Origin of the sequence: Pseudomonas sp. P1.8, from assembly GCF_001269805.1 — a bacterium.
Taxonomy (GTDB): domain Bacteria; phylum Pseudomonadota; class Gammaproteobacteria; order Pseudomonadales; family Pseudomonadaceae; genus Aquipseudomonas.
In genome coordinates this window covers 96,069-112,516 of the sequence record NZ_LHVM01000016.1, presented here as the reverse complement: position 1 = coordinate 112,516, position 16,448 = coordinate 96,069, and the positions used below count along the sequence as shown (strand labels likewise).

Below are 16,448 nucleotides of genomic sequence, written 5' to 3'. Positions count from 1 at the left end.
AAACCTATTTCAGGACTAGACACTCAAACCAACACTTACAAATTAGGACCCGCAGCCTTGATCGCGTCGCTCACTTCGAACTTCTTGAAGTTCTCGATGAACAGGCCGGCCAGTGCTTTGGCGGCTTCGTCGTAGGCGGCTTTGTCTTCCCAAGTGTTGCGTGGGTTCAGCAGGCCAGTCTCAACGCCCGGTACGGCCACTGGCACGTCGAGGTTGATGGTGTCCAGGTGCTCGGTCTCTGCACCGATCAGCGCGCCGCTCTGGATCGCTGCGATCACCGCACGGGTGGTCGGGATGTTGAAGCGCTTGCCGACGCCGTAGCCGCCACCGGTCCAGCCGGTGTTGACCAGGTAGACCTTGGAGCCGAAACCGCGGATGCGCTTGATCAGCAGCTCAGCGTATTCGCCAGCCGGACGCGGGAAGAACGGTGCGCCGAAGCAGGTGGAGAAAGTCGACTTGATGCCGCTGCCCGAACCCATTTCAGTCGAGCCCACCAGTGCGGTGTAGCCGGACAGGAAGTGGTAAGCCGCTTGCTCTTCGTTGAGGATCGACACTGGCGGCAGAACGCCGGTCAGGTCGCAGGTCAGGAAGATCACAGCGTTAGGCTCGCCACCGAGGTTCTTCTCGGAACGCTTGGCAACGTTTTCCAGCGGGTAGGCGGCACGGCTGTTCTGGGTCAGGCTGACATCAGCGTAGTCGGCGTGCTTGGCGTCATCGATAACGACGTTTTCCAGGACCGCGCCGTGCTTGATGGCTTTCCAGATAACCGGTTCGTTCTTCTCGGACAGGTCGATGCACTTGGCATAGCAACCGCCTTCGATGTTGAACACCACGCCTTCGCCCCAGCCGTGTTCGTCGTCACCGATCAGGTAACGGCTTTCGTCGGCGGACAGGGTGGTTTTGCCGGTGCCGGACAGACCGAAGAACAGGGTCACGTCGCCTTCTTCGCCAATGTTGGCGGCGCAGTGCATCGGCAGCACGTCAGCGGCAGGCAACAGGAAGTTCTGCACCGAGAACATGGCTTTCTTCATTTCACCGGCGTAACGCATGCCGGCAATCAGCACTTTCTTCTGTGCGAAGTTGAGGATCACGCAACCGTCGGAGTTGGTGCCGTCACGCTCAGGCACGCACTCGAAGTTGGCTACGTTGAGCACTTGCCATTCTTCGCGACCGGCCGGGTTGTACTGGGCCGGGTTGATGAACAGGCAACGACCGAACAGGTTCTGCCAGGCAGTCTGGGTGGTCATTTTAACGGCCAGGTAGTGATCTTCAGCCGCGCCTACATGCACGTGGGAAACAAAGTGCTCTTGCGCGTTGTTGAACGCCTCGACGCGAGCCCACAGGGCATCGAACTTGTCGGCCGGGAACTTGCGGTTGATCGGGCCCCAGGCGATGGCAGCCTGGGTGCTAGGCTCTTCAACGATGAAACGGTCGACTGGCGAACGGCCGGTACGGTGACCGGTACGAACAACCAGTGCGCCGGTATCGGCAAGCTCGCCTTCACCGCGGTTGAGAGCTTCTTTAACCAGATCATCAACACTCAGATCGGTGTACACGGCATTGTTGGCTTGCGTCATGAGGTTCCCCGTCGGCCAGTGGCCGAGTGCTCCAAACGTTTTTGTAGTAGAAAGTCGTGCACTACTACCGCGAAAAAAGTGGGCCGGATTATGCCAGAAAAGGCCAAAAAGAGTAGACCCCTCCTGTCGTTACGGCGCTAATCCGGCACTTGCCAGTGAATTTACCTGCGCTGAAACGTTTTAGTGACGGGTATCTGACGGCGTCTCGATGCCCGCGCCGGCGAACAATTGAGTGACATCGGCGGCATCAAACAAGTAGCGCTGGTTGCAAAACTGGCAATCGATCTCGATGTTGCCACCGTGTTCGACCACCAGTTGCTGCGCGTCTTCCATACCCAAACTGACCAGTGCATTGGCCGAACGTTCGCGCGAGCAGCTGCAGCGGAAACGTAATTTCTGCACGTCAAACATACGCACCTGCTCGTCATGGTAGAGACGATGAAGCACAGTTTCGTTATCCAGGCTCAGTAGCTCATCGGCGTTCAGCGTACCGGCAAGTGTGGTGATGTGCTGCCAGCTGGCAGCGCGCTCTTCTTCGTCTTTCAAGCGGTCGGCCGGCAGTTGTTGCAGCAACAAGCCACGGGCACGACGGCCATCGGCATAGAGCCAGAAACGCGTGCCGACTTGTTGCGACATGACGAAATAGTTGGTGAAGCATTCGGACAGTGTGGCGCCGTCAAGGTCGACGATGCCCTGGTAGCGCTGGCCCTGTTTCGGGTCGATGGTCAGCGCCAGAACGCCGTCGGGCATCAAGTCGGCCAGGGTCGCATCCGGTGCGATGCGATCCGCTTCATAACGGGCCAGGCCACGGATGTCGCGCTCGCTGGAGCACTCGATCATCAGCAGTGGAATCGGTCCCTCGGAGCGGGCCTGCAAAATCAGCAAGCCATCGAATTTCATCGCGCCGACCAGCAATGAAGCGGCCGCCATCAGCTCGCCGAGCAATTGCGCAACCGGCTGCGGGTAGGCGTGTTTGGCCAGGACTTCGGCGTAGCTGAGCTCCAACGAGACCAGCTCGCCACGGGTGTCGCTGTCATCGAAGATGAAGCGCTGGGTGAAGTCGTTATCCGCTTGGTCGGTCATAGGTCTGGGTATCTGAATTGATGAAAAAGGTTACGGGAAAAAGGAAATTTGCCTGCGCTACCGCTTGGGTGCGCGATGTTCAGCCATGAAAGGCATTTTATGAACAATCCGGGGCGGATCCAAGCAAGGCGGATCGCGCGCCGGATCTGGGCAACGTCCTGCGCTGACACTGCTGGCAATGTGGTTATGGCCTACAGGTCAGAGGCTGTGTGATTTTTTCGACGAGCGGCGACGGCTTAGTACAACGCGCCGCTGGCGACCTACCGGATATGGATGCGCAACCGACCAATTGCAAGTGCGGCGACATTTAGTCGTCGTTGCTATTACCGCGGAACTTGAACAAATCCCGCCGCTGCTTCTTGCTCGGCTTGCCATCGGTGCTCACGCCCAAAGCGCCGGCCTTGCGTTGAGCCGCCGCATTTTCGCGCTTGGCGATGCTGGCTTCAGTCTCCGCGTACAAGGTCTGCGCCTCTGGCGCGCCACGTCGCACGATCGACAGCGCCTGAACCACCACTGTGCGCTCCTCGAAACCAGTGCGAATCACAAACTCATCGCCGATACGCGGCTCTTTGCCCGGCTTGCAGCGCTCGCCCCGGCAATGCACCTTGCCGCTTTCAATCGCGGCCTTGGCCAAGGCTCGGGTTTTGTAGAAGCGCGCAGCCCACAGCCATTTATCGAGACGGACTTTGTCGTCCTCTTCGTTTTTTTGTGCCATGGAATTTCCTCACACTGAAATATTGGTGAACTGTACTACCGTTTCTCTCGTGCCAAGAATTTCGTCGTCGCGAACTACAATGCTGACATTTCATCACCTCCCCCGCGAGACTGGAAAAACGGGCCGTAGATATCTATCGCCTTTTACCCATTATTCTGCGTGAATACCGCGAATTCGGCCGTCTGCGGCCACCGTGGTTTCTACCGGTTGAGCAATATTGAAGACATTTGACCATTTGACCGTTGTCGGTCTGCGCGAGTGGGTGGCGCTCCCTGATTTGGGAGTCGCCGGCCTTCGGGCAAAAATCGACACCGGCGCCAGCACCTCCAGCCTGCACGCCACCGATATCGAGACGTTCGAGCGAGACGGTGAGCAATGGGTGCGCTTTACGGCGCATCTGGGCACAGTAGTGCAACTGCGTCACCGCCGCTGCGAAGCGCCGCTGGTGACGATGAAAACCATTAAAAGCTCGAACGGTCATGCGCAGGTGCGATACGTGATCAGCACTACTCTGGCCATGGGTGACCGGGTCTGGAGAGTCCAGTTCACACTGGCTTGCCGCAAGTCCATGCGTTATCGCCTGTTACTGGGTTCCAAAGCCTTGATCGACGGCCAGTTGGTAGTCAATCCGGGCATTAAGTATGTACAAGACAAGCCGGTGTTCCCGGTATCTACCTCCTCCACAGGTGTTGCATGAAGATCGCTGTGCTGTCGCGGAACCCGCGTCTGTATTCCACCCGCCGCCTGGTTGAAGCCGGTACCGAACGCGGCCATGAGATGGTGGTGGTCGATACCCTGCGCGCCTATATGAACATCGCCAGCCACAAGCCGCAGATCCACTACCGTGGCAAACCGCTTGAAGGTTTTGACGCGGTCATCCCGCGTATTGGCGCATCGGTCACGTTCTATGGCTGCGCGGTGTTGCGCCAGTTTGAGATGATGGGGGTGTTTCCGCTCAACGAATCAGTCGCCATCGCCCGTTCTCGGGACAAACTGCGCTCGCTGCAATTGTTGTCGCGTCGGGGCATCGGATTGCCGGTCACCGGGTTCGCCCACTCTCCCGACGACATTCCTGACCTGATTGAAATGGTCAACGGTGCGCCATTGGTGATCAAGGTGCTGGAAGGCACCCAGGGCATCGGCGTGGTGCTGTGCGAAACCGCTACGGCGGCGGAATCAGTGATCGAGGCGTTCATGGGCCTCAAGCAGAACATCATGGTTCAGGAATACATCAAGGAAGCGGGTGGTGCCGATATTCGCTGCTTTGTGGTCGGCGACAAGGTCATTGCGGCAATGAAGCGCCAGGCCAAGCCGGGCGAGTTCCGCTCCAACCTGCATCGTGGTGGCAGTGCGAGCCTGATCAAGATCACGCCGGAAGAACGCATGACCGCATTGCGCGCCGCAAAGGTCATGGGTTTGTCGGTAGCCGGTGTGGATATTCTTCGGTCCAACCACGGGCCACTGGTGATGGAGGTGAACTCGTCACCGGGACTGGAGGGGATCGAAACTACCACCGGGAAGAACGTGGCCGGCATTATCATCGAGCATCTGGAAAAGAATGGCGGGCCGAACATGACCCGGACCAAGGGTAAGGGATAAAGCAAAAGATCGCAGCCTGCGGCAGCTCCTACAGAGCAACGTGTACCCCTGTAGGAGCTGCCGCAGGCTGCGATCTTTTCAGTCGTTAAACCGCATCCCGCGGCAACATCAAACCCAACGGCAACCGCACCCTCGCTTCCAGCCCGCCGCCCGAACGATTGCGCAACTCAACATTGCCACCATGCATCGAAGCGATCCGCTTCACGATCGCCAGACCCAACCCGGTGCCTTTTCCACCCCGGGCACGGTCGCCTCGGGTGAAGGGGTTGAAGATCGCCTCCAGCTCCGACGGATCAATCCCGGCACCTCGGTCCATGACGCTCAGCACCACGTAAGGTGCGGCGGTATCACCTGAAACGTACGCCGCCACTTCGACACCGCTGCCTGCATGATGCAGCGCATTGCCGATCAGGTTGTTAAGCAGTCGCTTCATCGACACCCGACGCAGCGGAAACGGCTGGATCGGCTCCAGGCGCAGACGCACTTTTTCTTCGTTCTGGTTGTACGGCGCGGCGACTTCGCGGACCAGATCGCTCAAATCGACCTCTTCCACCGTCTCATCGCGCCCGTCACGAATGAACGCCAGGAACTGGTCGAGAATCGCATCCATGTCTTCGATGTCACGCACCATGTCATCCGTCAGGTCGGTGCGATCACCCATCAGTTCGAGAGACAGACGCAGACGAGTCAACGGCGTGCGCAAGTCGTGGGACACACCGGCCAGCATCAGTTCACGCTCCCGACCCGCTTGCTCGACGTCTTCGGCCATCTGGTTGAAGGCGCGATAGACCTCGGTCATTTCACTCGGTGTATCACTGATCGGCAGGCGCACGCTGCGACCCTGGCCGAGTTGCCGGGCGGCATACACCAGGCGTTTCAGGGGTTGATTGAGTTGACTGACGAAGATCCAGGCCGAAGCAGTGGAGAGCAGACCGATAGCAAGGAACCAGCCAAGCACGTTCCAGATTTTCTGGCCGCGCAACGGATGCGGGTACAACGGCACTTTCAACCAGCCTTCACCCAGGCTCGGAGCACGAACCCACAGCGCCGGGGGAGAATGCATGCGCAGTCGCACTTCGGTGTCCGGCCCCAACTCGGTCTGCATCTGCCGCTGGTAGATCTCACTATACGGCCAATGTTGCTCGCCTTCCGGGACGCCGGCACCCACTACCCGAATCAAGGGCGCGCTATCAGCAATCTTGGCGCGACTCTCTTCATCGGCCGCCCAGTAGGCGCGCAGCACCAGAGCGACGCCGTGGCTGTATTGACGGTCAACCAGCACGTCTTCGTTCATCAGCAGATAAACCAGCGTCAGAGCCTTGGAGAAAAGCACGACGATCAGCACCAGCCAGAGGGTGCGAGAGAAGAAACTTTGTGGAAACCAAACCGGGGTCTTCATGGGGAACCGTTACGCACTTGCAGGAGAGAGCGATGCTCGCACATTGCGGATCGCGAGTCTGCGGGCAAGGCCAACGCCCCGTCCCGCACGACTCGCTCCTACAACAAATTGCCAATCATTTGGTGGCGGCGCCATCCGGAACGAACACGTAGCCCACACCCCAGACAGTCTGAATGTAGCGAGGCTTGGAAGGATCGGGCTCGATCATCCGGCGCAGACGGGAAATCTGTACGTCGATGGAGCGCTCCAGGGCATCCCATTCGCGGCCACGGGCCAGGTTCATCAGCTTGTCGCGGGTCAGTGGCTGACGGGCGTTCATCACCAGTGCCTTGAGTACCGCAAACTCGCCAGTGGTAAGCATGTGTACTTCTTCACCGCGCTTGAGTTCGCGGGTGGCCAGGGACAGTTCATAGTCACCAAAGGTCACGCTTTCGTCTTCGCTGCCCGGCGCGCCTGGCACCGGAGCCGACTGTCGACGCAGGACGGCTTTTACGCGCGCCATCAATTCATCGGGGTTGAACGGCTTGGCCAGGTAGTCGTCGGCGCCCAGTTCGAGGCCCTTGATGCGGCTCAGCTCATCGCCCTTGGCAGTCAGCATGATGATCGGAATCTGATTGTTTGCGCCGCGCAGACGGCGGCAGGCGGTCAGGCCGTCTTCGCCGGGCAGCATCAGGTCGAGGACGACCAGGTTGAACACTTCGCGTGCCAGCAGGCGGTCCATTTGCTCGGTGTTCGGTACGGCGCGGGCGCGATAGCCCTTGCTGACGAAAAAACGTTCCAGCAGGCTGCTGAGGCCCGGATCGTCGTCAACAATAAGAATTTTTTCGCCTTCAGCAATGTTTGCAGTGCTGCTCATTGGATGCTCCTTTGATCTCGGCGCGCATTATGGCGTAGCTGCCGTTGTGCGCACCGTGTGCATTGTTAGCAGATTTTTCCTCGAGCGCCAGAAAACCGGCCTTTGCACCTGCACACCACGATGGCCCCGAATGCCTTAACGCTGGTTATAATGCGCGGCCTTTTGTGTCAGGCAACGTCTGATCGTTACGCCAGGTAGCCGCTTTTTATTTTCACGGTGCCGGCAGTAATTATTCGATTTCACGGGTCAACGGGATACCTTTTGATCCAGGTAGCGGCGCAGGCCAGGCCGCTCAACCAGACTCGCCGAGGCCCTATCTGTGCGCCTGCGAGCCTGCTTTCACAATTTTTCAGGTGGTTTTATGGACAGCATCAACAGCCGCATTGCCGAGGAACTCGGTGTACGCCCACAACAGGTCGAAGCGGCCGTCGCGCTACTCGATGAAGGCTCTACCGTCCCCTTCATCGCCCGTTACCGGAAAGAAGTGACCGGCAGCCTCGACGATACGCAATTGCGTCATCTGGAAGAGCGCCTGCGCTACCTGCGAGAACTCGACGAACGGCGCATCAGCATCCTTGCCAGCATCGAAGAGCAAGGCAAGCTGACCCCGCAACTCGAACGCGACATCAAGCTCGCCGACACCAAGACCCGCCTCGAAGACTTATACCTGCCTTACAAGCAAAAGCGCCGCACCAAGGGCCAGATCGCTCTGGAAGCCGGCCTTGGCGACTTGGCTGACGGCCTGTTCAACGACCCGACCCTGAGTCCGGAAACCGAAGCCACACGCTTCATCGACGCTGACAAAGGCGTAGCCGATGTGAAGGCAGCCCTCGAAGGCGCCAAATACATCCTGATGGAACGCTTTGCCGAAAACGCCAGCCTGCTGGAAAAGCTGCGCAGCTACCTCAAGCAGGAAGCCACCCTCAGCGCTCGCGTGATTGCCGGCAAGGAAGAGGAAGGCGCCAAGTTCCGCGACTACTTCGAACACGACGAACCACTCAAAAGCATGCCATCGCACCGCGCCCTGGCGATTTTCCGGGGCCGCAACGAGGGCATCCTCAGCTCCGCACTGAAAGTCGGCGATGAGCTGCCGGGCAGCATGCATCCGTGCGAAGGCATGATCGGCCAGCAATTCGGCATCCAGAACCAGAACCGCGCCGCCGACAAATGGCTGGGCGAAGTGGTGCGCTGGACCTGGAAGGTCAAGCTCTACACCCATCTGGAAACCGACCTGCTGGGCGAACTGCGCGACGGCGCGGAAACCGAAGCGATCAACGTGTTCGCCCACAACCTGCACGACCTGCTGCTGTCGGCCCCGGCCGGCCCGCGTGCCACGTTGGGTCTCGACCCTGGTCTGCGCACTGGCTGCAAGGTGGCAGTGGTCGATTCCACCGGCAAGCTGCTGGATCACGCCACGGTTTACCCGCACGTGCCGCACAACAAGTGGGACCAGACTCTCGCGATTCTCGCCGCCCTGTGCGCCAAGCACTCGGTAGACCTGATCGCCATCGGCAATGGTACCGCCAGCCGTGAGACCGACAAGCTCGCGGCCGAGCTGATCAAAAAATACCCAGCCATGAAGATGACCAAGGTCATGGTGTCCGAGGCTGGCGCATCGGTTTACTCGGCCTCGGAACTGGCGTCCAAGGAATTCCCGGACCTGGACGTGTCGATCCGTGGCGCCGTGTCGATTGCCCGTCGCCTGCAAGATCCATTGGCAGAACTGGTAAAAATCGATCCGAAATCCATCGGTGTCGGCCAGTACCAGCACGACGTGTCGCAGCTGAAACTGGCGCGCGGCCTGGATGCCGTGGTCGAGGACTGCGTGAACGCCGTCGGCGTCGACGTGAACACCGCTTCCGTAGCGCTGCTGGCTCGGATCTCCGGCCTCAACGCAACGCTGGCGCAGAACATCGTCAGCCACCGCGACGAGCACGGCGCCTTCAAAACCCGCGCGGCGCTGAAGAAAGTCGCACGTCTGGGCGAGAAAACCTTCGAACAGGCCGCAGGTTTCTTGCGCGTAATGAACGGCGAAAACCCGCTCGATTCCTCGGCAGTTCACCCGGAAGCCTATCCGCTGGTGCAGCGCATTGCCGCTGAAACCGACCGTGATATCCGCTCGTTGATCGGCGATGCCTCGTTCCTCAAGCGTCTGGATCCGAAGAAGTACACCGACGAAACCTTCGGTTTGCCAACGGTCACCGACATCCTGCAAGAACTGGAAAAACCAGGCCGCGACCCGCGCCCTGAGTTCAAGACTGCCGAGTTCCAGGAAGGCGTCGAAGACCTCAAGGACCTGCAACTGGGGATGATTCTCGAAGGTGTGGTGACCAACGTGACCAACTTCGGAGCCTTCGTCGATATCGGCGTACATCAGGACGGTTTGGTACACATCTCTGCGCTTTCGGAGAAGTTCATCAAGGATCCACGTGAAGCGGTGAAGGCCGGTGACGTGGTGAAGGTGAAGGTCATGGAAATCGACATTCCGCGTAAACGCGTGGGCCTGTCGATGCGTATGAGCGACACTCCTGGCGAAAAAATCGATGGCGCTCGAGGCGCACGTCCGGGATCGGCACCACGCCAATCCCAGAACACTGCTCCACGCAAAGAAACCGCGTCAGCGGCACCGAGCAACAATGCCATGGCTTCGCTGTTCGCCAACGCCAAGCAGTTGAAGAAACGTTGATGGACATCCCCGCCGGTTACACCGAAAGCGCTTTTTTCAAGCTGCTGGGCTGTCGCTTGCACAGCCTGGAAACCGGGGTGGCGCAAGTCGCCCTGGTGCTGGAACCGGAGCTGCGCAATCGCGCCGGCAAACTGCACGGCGGGGCCTTGTTCAGCCTGGTGGACATTGCCATGGGGCTGGCCTGTTCCAGCACCCACGGCTTTGACCAGCAGAGCGCGACCATCGAGTGCAAGATCAACTACATCCGCGCCATCTCAGACGGCGAGGTGATGTGCACGGCCCGGGTGATCCACCCGGGGCGCCGCACATTGGTGGTCGAGGCCGATGTGATGCAGGGCGACAAACTGGTCGCGAAAGCACAAGGCACGTTCGCTGCCCTGTAGCTAGATGTTGTCGATTTGAGTTAATTTCGGCGCTAAGAAACCTGTAGGAGCGAGCATGCTCGCGATGAAGGTCACCGATGACCAGGGCTGCCAGGATGTCAGCGGCGCCCCTGCCTTCTTCGCGAGCATGCTCGCTCCTACAGGGGTCACGGCTGTTCGATGCAAAAACCAGGCGAAAACGCCAGTTTTAACTTCACCCTTGTAGACCGTCTTGCCCACCCCCATATTGGGGCGACTGACGCGTGAAGGAATCCAACTTGAGCGAACTTCTCAACCGCCGCCTGGCCCTGCTTGGCGAGCGAGCTAACCTCTCTCTGCTCGAACAGTGCCTTCACGGCATCGAACGTGAATGCCTGCGCGTGACCGGCGAAGGTCGCCTGGCGCAAACGCCGCACCCGGAAGAATTGGGTTCCGCGCTGACCAATGAACAGATCACCACCGACTATTCCGAGTCGCTGCTGGAGTTCATTACCCCGGCCCTGCCTGATCCTGCCGATACCCTGGCGAGCCTGGACAGCATTCACCGTTTTGCCTACAGCAAGCTCGGCAACGAGTACCTGTGGAGCCCCTCGATGCCGTGCCCGTTGCCGGCCGAGGAAGACATCCCGATCGCCTATTACGGCACGTCCAATATCGGGCAGCTCAAGTACGTGTACCGCAAGGGTCTGGCCCTGCGTTACGGCAAAACCATGCAATGCATTGCCGGGATTCACTACAACTTTTCCCTGCCGGAAAAACTCTGGCCGCTGCTCAAGCAGGCCGAAGGTTTTGTTGGCACCGACCGCGACTTTCAGTCGTCGTCCTATATCGCGTTGATCCGCAACTTCCGCCGCTACAGCTGGCTGCTCATGTATCTGTTCGGTGCTTCACCCGCGCTGGACGCCGGCTTCCTGCGCGGTCGTTCGCACCAGCTGGAGCAGTTGGACCCACACACCTTGTACCTGCCGTACGCCACTAGCCTGCGCATGAGCGACCTGGGTTACCAAAGCAACGCCCAGGCCGGTCTGACACCGTGCTACAACGACCTGTCGAGCTACACCGACAGCCTGCGCAAAGCGGTCGCCACGCCCTATGCGCCCTATGTCGAGATCGGCACGCATCAGGACGGCGAGTGGGTTCAGCTCAACACCAACATCCTGCAGATCGAAAACGAGTACTACTCCAACATCCGCCCGAAACGCGTGACCTACACCGGTGAGCGACCGATTCAGGCACTGGTGGCCCGTGGCATCCAGTACGTCGAAGTACGCTGTCTGGACATCAACCCGTTCCTGCCGATGGGCATCGACCTTACCGAGTCGCGCTTCCTCGATGCGTTCCTGCTGTATTGCGCGCTGAACGACAGCCCGTTGCTGACCAACACCAGTTGCGGCAACGCGACGTCGAACTTCCTCAGCGTGGTCAAGGAAGGGCGTCGGCCGGGCCTGCAACTGCATCGTGACGGGCAACCGGTCGACCTGAAAGAGTGGGCTGGCCAGTTGTTGGAAAACATTGCACCACTGGCCGCCCTGCTTGATCAGAGCCATGGCGGCGATGCCCACAGCAAGGCGCTGGACGCTCAGATGGCCAAGGTCCAGGACCCGTCCCTGACACCGTCGGCCCAGGTATTGGCGTCGATGGCCGAACACAAGGAAAGTTTTGCCCAGTTCTCCCTGCGCCAGAGCCAGGCCCATGCGGAGTTCTTCCGCAGCGAGCCGCTGCCGACTGAAGAACAGGCGAAGTTTGAGGAGCGGGCGCGTTCGTCGCTGGCTGAGCAGGTTGAGCTGGAACAGAACGAAGTCGGCGATTTCGATGTGTTTGTCGGGGCGTACCAGGCGAGCATTCTGGCGATCAGTAACTAACCTCAAGCGCAACGCAAACTTGTAGGAGCTGGCTTGTCGGGTCGCCGCATCGCAGCGAAGGCGGTGTTTCTGTCACACCGCGTTGCCTGGTTCGCCAGCAAGCCGGCTCCTACAAAGAACCACCCTAAACATCTCTCACTCATAAGCTAATTCGAAAAAGTTATTTATTTTCGAATTCTTATATCATTTAGTCTCTTTCTCACGCCGACACTCGGTCGCCTGACAAGGAGCTTTCTGATGAAACTGACTTTCCCTCTTCGCTTACTGGCGGCCGCGTCTTTGGCTACCGCGAGTTTCTTTGCCCAGGCAGCCGACGTCACCGTCGCCTACCAGACCACCGTGGACCCAGCTAAAGTCGCCCAGGCAGACGGCAGCTACGAAAAAGCCACCAACGCCAACATCAACTGGCGCAAATTCGACAACGGTGCCGACATCATTGCCGCCATCGCCTCCGGTGATGTGCAGATCGGCTACCTCGGTTCCAGCCCCCTGACCGCCGCCATTACCCGCAAAGTGCCGGTGGAAACCTTCCTCATCGCCACCCAGATCGGCGCCGCAGAAGCCCTGGTCGCCCGGGACGGCTCCGGGATCAAGACCCCGCAAGACCTGATCGGCAAGAAAATCGCCGTGCCATTCGTTTCCACCGGCCACTACAGCCTGCTGGCCGCGCTGAAACACTGGAACATCGATCCATCGAAAGTGACCGTCCTCAACCTCGCCCCGCCCGCGATCATTGCTGCCTGGAAACGCGGCGACATCGACGCCACTTACGTGTGGGACCCAGCGCTGGGTGTCGCCAAGGAAAACGGCAAAGTGCTGATCACCTCCGGCGAACTGGCCAAGTTCGGCGCACCGACCTTCGATGCCTGGATCGTGCGCAAAGACTTCGCCGAGAAGCATCCGGAAATTGTCACCGCGTTCGCCAAAGTGACACTCGATGCCTACGCCAACTATCGCAAAGACCCACAAGCCTGGCTCGCCAATCAAAGCAACGTCGACAAGCTTGTAAAACTGTCCGGCGCCAAGGCCAGTGATATTCCACTGCTGCTGCAAGGCAACGTCTACCCGCTGGCGGCTGATCAGGTGATCACCCTCGGCGCACCGACCACCAAAGCCATCACCGACACCGCTGCGTTCCTCAAGGAGCAAGGCAAGGTCGAGGCGGTGCTACCGGACTACGCGCCGTACGTCAGCGCCAAGTTCATCACTAATTGATCGGGAGTTAACTGCGATGGCCTTGCTACAGCTGGAGCGTATCAGCGCACAGTACCCCGGCAGCCCGGAACCGGTGCTGGCGGATATTTCCCTGAGTCTGGGCCCCCAGCAATTGCTGGTCGCCCTCGGCCCGTCCGGCAGTGGCAAGACTTCGTTGTTGAACCTGATTGCCGGCTTCGTCGAGCCCAGCGCCGGGCGCATTACCCTCGATGGCGTGCCGGTCAAAGGCCCGAGCGCCGAACGCGGTGTGGTGTTCCAGGACGATGCGCTGCTGCCTTGGCAGGACGTGCTGGCCAACGTCGGCTTTGGTCTGGAACTGGCCGGCATCGCCCGGGACAAACGCGAAATCCGCGCCCGGGAAATGCTCGCGCTGGTGGACCTCTCCGGGTTTGAGAGCCGCCGGATCTGGCAACTCTCTGGGGGTCAGAAGCAACGCGTCGGCCTGGCCCGTGCCCTTGCCGCCGACCCGCGTGTGTTGCTGATGGATGAGCCCTTCGGCGCCCTCGACGCCTTCACCCGTGAACAGATGCAAGAGCTGTTATTGCAGGTCTGGCGGCGTACGGCCAAACCGGTGTTCCTGATTACCCACGACATTGAAGAAGCGGTATTCCTCGCCACCGACCTGATTCTGCTGGCGCCAAACCCCGGGCAAATCGTCGAGCGCCTGAGCCTGGATTTCGGTCACCGTTATGCCGCTGGCGAGTCGGCCCGCTCGATCAAATCTGATCCACGCTTTATCGAAACCCGCGAACACGTACTCGCCAAAGTGTTCTCCCAACGCAGTGCCGCCCAGCGGCAGGAGCGCGCATGAGCAGCTACGAAATTCCCGCCACGACGCAGATCAAACCCGGCGCGAACGTCAGTCCGATCCACCGCAGCCTGAGCACTCGCTGGATCAGCGTGCTGACGCTGGGCGTACTCGTTTTCATCTGGTGGGCTGTAACGGCGAGCGGTTTGATCGAACCGCTGTTCTTGCCGCCACCGTCCACCGTGCTGCAAAAAGGCTGGCTGCTCGCCACCTCGGGCTACATGGATTCAACCTTGTGGCAGCACCTCGGAGCGAGTCTGAGCCGTATCGGCCTGGGCCTCGGCTTTGCGATTCTCACTGCCGTGCCGGTGGGCATCGCCATCGGCGCCAACCGTATCGCCCGAGGTGTGCTCGATCCGCTGATCGAGTTCTACCGGCCGATTCCGCCACTGGCTTATCTGCCTCTGATCGTGATCTGGTGCGGCATCGGTGAGTTGTCGAAAGTGCTCTTGATCTATCTGGCGATCTTCGCCCCGATTGCTATCGCCACCGCCACCGGCGTGCGTACCGTCGACCCTGCCAAACTGCGGGCCGCGCAGTCGCTGGGAGCAACCCGGACGCAGTTGATTCGCCATGTGATTTTGCCGAGTGCCTTGCCGGACATTCTGACCGGGGTGCGCATCGGTCTGGGTGTGGGCTGGTCGACGCTGGTCGCTGCTGAACTGATTGCCGCCACCAGCGGCTTGGGTTTCATGGTGCAGTCAGCCGCGCAATTTCTGGTCACCGATGTGGTGGTGCTGGGGATTCTGGTGATCGCATTGATCGCCTTCGCGATGGAGATGGGCCTGCGCGCCCTGCAACGCAAACTGGTGCCGTGGCACGGCCAGGCCCACTGAATAATTGAACAACCCTGTAGGAGCAAGCCTGCTCGCGATTGCTGATTGCCAGACAACGGTGCTTTGACTGATGCAACGCTATCGCGAGCAGGCTCGCTCCTACCGTTGGTAAACCGGATTGAAGAGAATCATCATGAGCCAGTTGTCCATCACCCCTTTGAGTTCTGCCCTCGGCGCGCAAATCAGCGGCGTCGACATCAGCCAGCCACTGAACCTGGAGCAGCGCGACACCATAGAACAGGCACTGCTCAAGCATCAGGTGCTGTTCTTCCGCAACCAGCCGATTACACCGCAGCAACAGGCGCGATTCGCCGCCAATTTCGGCGACCTGCACATTCACCCGATCTACCCGAACGTACCCGAGCAACCCGAAGTGCTGATCCTCGACACTGCCGTCACCGACGTGCGCGATAACGCGATCTGGCACACCGACGTCACCTTCCTGCCGACCCCGGCCATGGGTGCAGTACTCAGCGCCAAGCTGCTGCCAGAGTATGGTGGCGACACATTGTGGGCCAGCGGTATTGCAGCCTATGAAGCCTTGTCGGCACCCTTGAAAAACTTGCTCGAAGGCCTGACCGCCACCCACGATTTCACCCGCTCCTTCCCGCTGGAGCGCTATGGCAACACGCCCGAAGCGCTGGCCCAGTGGGAAGAAGCTCGGCGCAAGAATCCGCCGCTGTCGCATCCGGTGATCCGTACGCATCCGGTCAGCGGACGCCGCTCGTTGTTCATCAATGAAGGCTTTACCTCGAAAATCAACGAGCTGTCGGAAACCGAGAGCGAAGCAGTTCTGAAATTCCTGTTCGCCCATTCAACGCGGCCTGAATTCACCATTCGCTGGCGCTGGCAGCAGGACGACATTGCGTTCTGGGACAACCGCGTGACCCAACATTACGCAGTGGACGACTACCGCCCGGCACGACGGGTGATGCAGCGGGCGACGGTATTGGGGGATGTACCGTTTTAAGATCAAAAGATCGCAGCCTGCGGCAGCTCCTACACGGAACTGATGTACACCCGTAGGAGCTGCCGCAGGCTGCGATTTTTTTTCAGCGACTGACTTTCGCTTCAGTCCGACTTCACACTTGCACAACCACACTCGACAGGAACAAAGTCGCTAAAGCATCAAAGCGGCGATTCCTATCGCAAGGTTGGAGCAAGCATGCACACGACAATCATCATCACCTTCGGCCTGGTTCTGCTCGCGATGATGCTGTTCATCGGCGAGAAACTCGGCTTCAGCCGTCAGACCCTGACCTACGGTTTTGTCGTGCTGTGGTTGGCGATGACGGTTATCAATGGCGCTATCGGCGTGGTGACGACCGGCCAGTCGCTAAGCACGGAACTGGGGATCGGCACGATGGTGTTCAGCATCCCGGTGGCGGCCTTGGTGTTGTTCATGGTGCTGAGCGCCGAGACCTGACCGGCCTCGGCGCCTTGCCCTCAG

Annotated in this window: 15 protein-coding genes; 10 read left to right on the top strand and 5 right to left on the bottom strand. The window is 59.6% G+C overall.

Going from position 1 to position 16,448, the window contains the following annotated elements:
• Window positions 1–35: 35 nt before the first annotated feature.
• The 3 genes from AD668_RS17065 to AD668_RS17055 form a co-directional block, all read right to left on the bottom strand.
• Window positions 36–1,577: a phosphoenolpyruvate carboxykinase gene (locus tag AD668_RS17065; RefSeq protein ID WP_053160733.1), complete on the bottom strand. Its 1,542-nt coding sequence runs from the start codon at window positions 1,575–1,577 to the stop codon at window positions 36–38.
• Window positions 1,578–1,757: 180 nt separating this feature from the next.
• Window positions 1,758–2,660 (bottom strand): Hsp33 family molecular chaperone HslO, encoded by a 903-nt coding sequence (gene hslO, locus AD668_RS17060; protein WP_053160732.1) that lies wholly within the window; start codon window positions 2,658–2,660, stop codon window positions 1,758–1,760.
• A gap of 307 nt (window positions 2,661–2,967) precedes the next feature.
• The gene (locus AD668_RS17055; protein WP_053160731.1) at window positions 2,968–3,375 is read right to left on the bottom strand and encodes an RNA-binding S4 domain-containing protein; all 408 of its coding nucleotides are present in this window, start codon (window positions 3,373–3,375) and stop codon (window positions 2,968–2,970) included.
• A gap of 235 nt (window positions 3,376–3,610) precedes the next feature.
• On the opposite strand from AD668_RS17055, the gene AD668_RS17050 reads away from it, so the two are divergent.
• Together AD668_RS17050 and rimK are read left to right on the top strand one after the other, a co-directional pair.
• Window positions 3,611–4,072 (top strand): ATP-dependent zinc protease, encoded by a 462-nt coding sequence (locus tag AD668_RS17050; protein ID WP_172681841.1) that lies wholly within the window; start codon window positions 3,611–3,613, stop codon window positions 4,070–4,072.
• Window positions 4,069–4,974, top strand: a complete 906-nt coding sequence (gene rimK, locus AD668_RS17045) for a 30S ribosomal protein S6--L-glutamate ligase (protein WP_053160729.1) — start codon at window positions 4,069–4,071, stop codon at window positions 4,972–4,974. The genes AD668_RS17050 and rimK overlap by 4 nt, the downstream gene beginning before the upstream one ends.
• 85 nt (window positions 4,975–5,059) lie before the next feature.
• On the opposite strand, the gene AD668_RS17040 is transcribed toward rimK, so the two are convergent.
• A complete protein-coding gene (locus AD668_RS17040; RefSeq protein ID WP_053160728.1) occupies window positions 5,060–6,373 on the bottom strand; it encodes an ATP-binding protein in 1,314 nt (437 codons plus the stop codon).
• Between the two features lie 115 nt (window positions 6,374–6,488).
• Window positions 6,489–7,229, bottom strand: coding sequence for a two-component system response regulator OmpR (gene ompR, locus AD668_RS17035; protein ID WP_020795794.1), 741 nt, complete (start codon window positions 7,227–7,229; stop codon window positions 6,489–6,491).
• A gap of 361 nt (window positions 7,230–7,590) precedes the next feature.
• Here ompR and AD668_RS17030 point away from each other — a divergent pair, with 361 nt between their 5' ends.
• From AD668_RS17030 to AD668_RS16990, 8 genes are all read left to right on the top strand, one after another.
• Window positions 7,591–9,915 carry a Tex family protein gene (locus AD668_RS17030; RefSeq protein WP_053160727.1) on the top strand — a complete coding sequence of 775 codons (2,325 nt, stop codon included), beginning with the start codon at window positions 7,591–7,593 and terminating at the stop codon, window positions 9,913–9,915.
• Window positions 9,915–10,298 carry a PaaI family thioesterase gene (locus AD668_RS17025; protein WP_053160726.1) on the top strand — a complete coding sequence of 128 codons (384 nt, stop codon included), beginning with the start codon at window positions 9,915–9,917 and terminating at the stop codon, window positions 10,296–10,298. The genes AD668_RS17030 and AD668_RS17025 overlap by 1 nt, the downstream gene beginning before the upstream one ends.
• Before the next feature lie 257 nt (window positions 10,299–10,555).
• On the top strand, window positions 10,556–12,139 hold the full coding sequence (gene gshA, locus AD668_RS17015) for a glutamate--cysteine ligase (RefSeq protein WP_053160724.1): 1,584 nt from the start codon (window positions 10,556–10,558) through the stop codon (window positions 12,137–12,139).
• A 237-nt stretch (window positions 12,140–12,376) separates the two neighbouring features.
• On the top strand, window positions 12,377–13,354 hold the full coding sequence (gene tauA / locus AD668_RS17010) for a taurine ABC transporter substrate-binding protein (RefSeq protein ID WP_053160723.1): 978 nt from the start codon (window positions 12,377–12,379) through the stop codon (window positions 13,352–13,354).
• Window positions 13,355–13,370: 16 nt separating this feature from the next.
• A complete protein-coding gene (tauB, locus tag AD668_RS17005; protein ID WP_053160722.1) occupies window positions 13,371–14,165 on the top strand; it encodes a taurine ABC transporter ATP-binding subunit in 795 nt (264 codons plus the stop codon).
• Window positions 14,162–14,998, top strand: coding sequence for a taurine ABC transporter permease TauC (gene tauC / locus AD668_RS17000; protein ID WP_053160721.1), 837 nt, complete (start codon window positions 14,162–14,164; stop codon window positions 14,996–14,998). Before tauB ends, tauC begins: the two co-directional genes overlap by 4 nt.
• A 133-nt stretch (window positions 14,999–15,131) precedes the next feature.
• Window positions 15,132–15,968 carry a taurine dioxygenase gene (tauD, locus tag AD668_RS16995; RefSeq protein WP_053160720.1) on the top strand — a complete coding sequence of 279 codons (837 nt, stop codon included), beginning with the start codon at window positions 15,132–15,134 and terminating at the stop codon, window positions 15,966–15,968.
• 195 nt (window positions 15,969–16,163) lie between these two features.
• The gene (locus AD668_RS16990) at window positions 16,164–16,424 is read left to right on the top strand and encodes a hypothetical protein (protein WP_053160719.1); all 261 of its coding nucleotides are present in this window, start codon (window positions 16,164–16,166) and stop codon (window positions 16,422–16,424) included.
• Window positions 16,425–16,448 lie beyond the last annotated feature (24 nt).

Excerpts from the sequence above, each read along its gene's own strand:
- AD668_RS17065 (WP_053160733.1), bottom strand. The coding sequence starts at position 1,577 with ATGACGCAAGCCAACAATGCCGTGTACACCGATCTGAGTGTTGATGAT.
- hslO (WP_053160732.1), bottom strand. The coding sequence starts at position 2,660 with ATGACCGACCAAGCGGATAACGACTTCACCCAGCGCTTCATCTTCGAT.
- AD668_RS17055 (WP_053160731.1), bottom strand. The coding sequence starts at position 3,375 with ATGGCACAAAAAAACGAAGAGGACGACAAAGTCCGTCTCGATAAATGG.
- rimK (WP_053160729.1), top strand. The coding sequence starts at position 4,069 with ATGAAGATCGCTGTGCTGTCGCGGAACCCGCGTCTGTATTCCACCCGC.
- AD668_RS17040 (WP_053160728.1), bottom strand. The coding sequence starts at position 6,373 with ATGAAGACCCCGGTTTGGTTTCCACAAAGTTTCTTCTCTCGCACCCTC.
- ompR (WP_020795794.1), bottom strand. The coding sequence starts at position 7,229 with ATGAGCAGCACTGCAAACATTGCTGAAGGCGAAAAAATTCTTATTGTT.
- AD668_RS17030 (WP_053160727.1), top strand. The coding sequence starts at position 7,591 with ATGGACAGCATCAACAGCCGCATTGCCGAGGAACTCGGTGTACGCCCA.
- AD668_RS17025 (WP_053160726.1), top strand. The coding sequence starts at position 9,915 with ATGGACATCCCCGCCGGTTACACCGAAAGCGCTTTTTTCAAGCTGCTG.
- tauA (WP_053160723.1), top strand. The coding sequence starts at position 12,377 with ATGAAACTGACTTTCCCTCTTCGCTTACTGGCGGCCGCGTCTTTGGCT.
- tauB (WP_053160722.1), top strand. The coding sequence starts at position 13,371 with ATGGCCTTGCTACAGCTGGAGCGTATCAGCGCACAGTACCCCGGCAGC.
- tauC (WP_053160721.1), top strand. The coding sequence starts at position 14,162 with ATGAGCAGCTACGAAATTCCCGCCACGACGCAGATCAAACCCGGCGCG.
- tauD (WP_053160720.1), top strand. The coding sequence starts at position 15,132 with ATGAGCCAGTTGTCCATCACCCCTTTGAGTTCTGCCCTCGGCGCGCAA.
- AD668_RS16990 (WP_053160719.1), top strand. The coding sequence starts at position 16,164 with ATGCACACGACAATCATCATCACCTTCGGCCTGGTTCTGCTCGCGATG.